The organism is Methylopila musalis, assembly GCF_042679725.1.
GTDB classification, from domain to species: domain Bacteria; phylum Pseudomonadota; class Alphaproteobacteria; order Rhizobiales; family Methylopilaceae; genus Methylopila; species Methylopila musalis.
In genome coordinates this window covers 1-4,454 of record NZ_JBHTMX010000219.1, presented here as the reverse complement: position 1 = coordinate 4,454, position 4,454 = coordinate 1, and the positions used below count along the sequence as shown (strand labels likewise).

2 protein-coding genes and 1 pseudogene are annotated in these 4,454 nt (G+C 72.8%); all 3 read left to right on the top strand.

Features of this window, described 5'->3' with window-relative positions; all coding sequences use genetic code 11:
• Positions 1 to 983: pseudogene (locus ACFQ4O_RS15475) on the top strand (hypothetical protein); the annotation flags it as partial.
• A complete protein-coding gene (locus ACFQ4O_RS15470) occupies positions 980 to 2,644 on the top strand; it encodes an SWIM zinc finger family protein (protein ID WP_378776920.1) in 1,665 nt (554 codons plus the stop codon). The pseudogene ACFQ4O_RS15475 and the gene ACFQ4O_RS15470, both read left to right, overlap by 4 nt.
• A gap of 334 nt (positions 2,645 to 2,978) precedes the next feature.
• Positions 2,979 to 4,454: reverse transcriptase family protein (locus ACFQ4O_RS15465; RefSeq protein ID WP_378776918.1), on the top strand; the 1,476-nt coding region annotated here is incomplete at its 3' end.

The window sequence follows — 4,454 nt, the reverse complement described above, 5'->3', positions numbered from 1 at the left end:
CGCCGCTGGCGGTCGCCTTCGCCACCGCGCCCTCCTCCGATCTGCGCCGCGCCGCCCGGCCGCTGGTGGCCCGGCTCGCCCGGCGCGACGAGGCCCTGTCCGCGCGCCTGTCGCGGGAGCTGATCGACAGCCTGTTCCGCGCCAGCCCCGACGACGCCTATCCGAAGGACATCGTGGACCTTTTGATGGAGGCCATGCCCGAGCGGGTGGCGGCGCTGGACGCGGGCATGCTGTGGCGGCTGCTGCAGGCGCGGGCCAAGGGCGCGCAGCTGCTCGGCTCCACCGAACTCGTCCGGCGCCCGTTCGGCCTGTTCTCCGTGCGCCAGATCGCGCGGCTCGGCGATCATCCGCACCGCGCCGCCCGCGACTGGGCGCTCGCGGCGGTGCGGGCCGAACCCGCGCGCTTCCAGGCCGAGGCGGCCGACGCCGTGCTGCTGGTCGAAAGCGACTGGCCGGAGACCCGCGCCGTCGCCGAGGCGGAGTTCGACCGCTGGCCCCAGGAGGCGTGGTCGCCCGAGACGATCGCCGTCGTCACCGACAGCGTGCGGCCCGAGGTGCTGGCCTACGCCCGCCGCCTGCTCCGCAGCCGCCTGACGCCCGAGGACGCGCCGGCCCAGCTCGCCCGCCTGCTGGAGCACCCCGCCCAGTCCATGCATCTGGTGGCGACCGAGCTTCTGACCGAGGACGCCGCGGCCGGCGAGGAGGCGTTCGAGAAGCTGCTGCCGCTCGCCCGCATCGTCATGCTTCAGGTGCACAAGGGCCGGGTGGCCAAGGACCGCATGACCGCGTTCCTCCGGGCCAAGGCCGCCCGCGACGCCGGCCGCGCGGCCCGCATCGCGCCTCTGTTCGCCGACCTGTCGCTGAGCGGCACCCAGCGCGACCGCGCCGCCGCCATCCTCGCCCTGCGCGACATCGCCGAGGCGCATCCGAGGATCGCCACGCCGCTCGTCCGCCGCGCGGCGCCGGAAAGGGCCGCCCCATGAACTTCGTGCACCGCTATTTCGGCGCGAGCTCCGCCTCCTCGGACGCGCTCTCCACCGCGCTCGGCTTCGCGCCGGACCTGCTGCGCGAGCCGACCTTCTTCGTGGGCAAGGTGCGGCGGCATCTGCCGTTCCGCGAGGCGATCTCGGCGCTGCACCACGTCGTGGTCTCGGACCTGCGCTTCAAGCCGAAGGACCGCACGCTCTATTTCGAGTGGCTGAAGCAGAACGAGCAACAGCTTCTCGCCGACGCCCTCGGCGAGCGGGACGAGATCCGCGCCCGGATCGCGACGCTGCGGGCGGAGCTGACGGACCTCGACAAGCTCTCCCGCGAGGTCATGGCGCCGTTCTACGGCGCCCGTAAGCGCTATTTCGACTGGCTCTACGCCCATGACCGCGACGCCTGGATCGTGCTCGATCCGGTCATCACCGTGCATCCGGACGAGGTGTTCTTCGAGTGCTTCAGCCTGGACGAGTCGAGCTACGGCCGGCTCTCCTGCGACCACGACGTGTTCGAGCGCGTCGAGGACATGGCCTGCGGCACCACCAACGTGGATTACAGCCACGCGCTCTACGACGAATTCCAGAAGATCCGCAGCTACCGGGAGACCTCGCTCACCATCGACCCCACCGGCTTTGAGGTGCAGACTGCCGGCGAAAACGCCTTCCGGGAGGACAAGATCGAGCTGCCGGACAGCTGGGTGCGCGGCTTCCTGCAGGTGTCGAGCGCCATGGCGCAGCCGGCCCATGTGGTCGACCTCAACCCCGTGGACATGCACGCCATCCTGTCGCGGCTCGCGGCCCGGAAGGAGCGGCACGGGCCCCGCTCGCTGCGCTTCCTGCTGACGCCCGGCGAGCCGGTGACGGTGGTGATCGAGCCGTGGAACGAGCGGCTGACCTTCCGCCGCTCGATCCATCGCGGCGGCGAGGCGGCGGAGATCCGCGTCTGGGGCCGGCGGCGGCTGCAGATCCTCGCCCGCGCCCTGCCGCTCGCCCGCTCGGTGCGGCTCCATCTGCTCGGGACCGGCCTGCCCTCCTTCGTGGTGGTGGATTTCGGCGGCCTGCGTTTCACGCTCGGCCTGTCGGGCTGGACCGCCAACGACTGGTCGCGGGCCGGCCAGTTCGATCTGCTGGCGCCCCGCGCCGCGGTGGACGAGGCGACGGCGGGGCGGGTGTTCGACGCGCTGAAGCGCCGCCACTTCGCCGACGTGACGACGCTCGCCGCCGACACCGGCCTCGACCGGACCATCGTCGCCGGCGCGCTCGGGCTCTACGTGCAGGCCGGCCGCGCCATGTACGATCTGGACAAGGGCGTCTACCGTCTGCGCGAGCTGCTGCGGGAGCCGCTCGGCCCCGGCGCGCTGCGCTTCGCCTCCGCGCAGGAGGAGAAGGCCGACCGATTCGTGGCGGCGCGTCTGGTGACGATCACCGCGATCGAGAACCGGGACGGGCGGCGGATCGTCTCCGGCGAGGTGCTGGACGACGGCAAGACCCACCATCCGCGGCTCGTGATCGACGCCGACGACCGGCTGAGCACGGCGTCCTGCGACTGCGGCTTCTACGGCCACAACAAGCTCATGCGCGGCCCCTGCGAGCACATGCTGGCGGTTCGCCGGCTGTTCCATGTCCAGGTCGAGGGAAAAGCCGACGGGGGCGCGGCGTGAGCGGGTTGATGCGCGGACGCGCGGCTCTTAAGATTTCCGAGACGAGGGGCGCCGGCCGGCGAGGACCTTGCAACCCGGGCGGCGTTTCGCCGTCCTTGCACCCTGCCCGGCAAAGCGTCACTGGCCCGCTCTTCACTGGGGCGGCGCCGGGGACCTGTGCGGGTTTACGGTTTGGGTTCCTTGAACCCAAACCCGCACAGGTCCCCGCGCCGCCTTCGAGTGGAGCGGTCCAGTCCCAGGACGAGACGAAGGCGAACCGTCCGGCGCCCCTCTTCGCTTGCCCGACCCGCGTCATGACCCCACGCCCGCACACCCGTCTGGCGGAGGCGCGCCCATGACCGCGCGCCCCGGCGAGCTCACCCGCCAGCAGCTCTACGACCGCATCCGCGAGAGCTCGAAGGACGAGGTGATCCTCGAGGAGATGATCCGTCTCGGCTTCTGGCGCGAAGGCGAGGCCCAGCCGGATCTGCCGGAGGATGTGATCCGCCGCACCGCCGAGCTGCGCCGGGAGCTTGCGGAGCTGAACGCCCGGGACGCCCGCTGGGCCGATCCCGAAGCCGCGATCCGGGAGATGCACAAGCGCCGCAAGAAGGCGGCGCTGGAGCGGCGCAAGGAGACCAAGGTCCGGGCCGCGCAGGCGCGCCACGACCGCGCCCTCGCCTGGCGCGGGCGGCGGGACGAGGAGCTGCTCTATCTCGGGGCCGAGGTGTCGGGCGGGCTCTCCGCCGGGCCGGCGGCCTCCGCGCCGCTCGGCGCCGGCCTTCCCGAGCTGCCGACGCCGAAGGCGCTGGCCGAGGCCATGGGCGTCGCCATGGGCGAGCTGCGCTTCCTCGCCTTCGACCGGGCGCTCACCCGCGTCAGCCACTACCAGCGCTTCGCGATTCCCAAGAAGACCGGCGGCCTCCGCGTCATCTCCGCGCCGATGCCGCGGCTGAAGCGGGCGCAGTACTGGATCCTCGACAACCTGCTCGCCCGGGTTTCGACCCACGCGGCCGCCCACGGCTTCGTGCCCGGCCGCTCCATCGTGACCAACGCGCAGGCCCATGTGGGCCGCGACGTGGTGGCCAATCTCGACCTGAAGGACTTCTTCCCGACGCTCACCTTCCGCCGGGTGACGGGCAAGTTCCGCGGGCTCGGCTATTCCGAGCCGGTCGCGACCACGCTCGCCCTGCTTTGCACCGAGCCGGACGCGGACGAGGTGGAGATCGACGGCGAGCGCCTCTACGCCGCCCGCGGCCCGCGCCGCCTGCCCCAGGGCGCGCCCACGAGCCCCGCCCTGACCAACCTGATCTGCGCGCGGCTCGACAACCGGCTCGCGGGCCTCGCGGCGTCCATGGGCTTCGCCTACACCCGCTACGCCGACGACATGACCTTCTCGGCCTCGGGGCCCGCGGCGGCCAAGGTCGGCGCGCTGCTGAAGGTCGTCGGCGAGATCGTCGCGGCGGAGGGCTTCACGGTCCATCCCGACAAGACGCGGATCATGCGCCGGGGCGGACGGCAGGAGGTGACGGGCCTCACGGTCAACGAGCGCGTGGCCGTGCCGCGCGACACGCTGCGCCGCTTCCGCGCCCTGCTGCACCAGATCGAGGCGATCGGCCCCGCGGGCAAGCGCTGGGGCCAGGCGCGGGACGTGATGGACGCCGCGGCGGGCTTCGCCTGCTTTGTGCGCATGGTGACGCCCGAGATAGGCGAGCCGCTGGTGCAGCGCGTGAAGGCGCTCGAGGTCCGCCACGGCCGCCGCGCCCCGGCGCCTGCGCCTGACGGCGCGTTCCGTCGCCGGTCGGCGGCGGGCGAAACCCCGCTCGCCCGC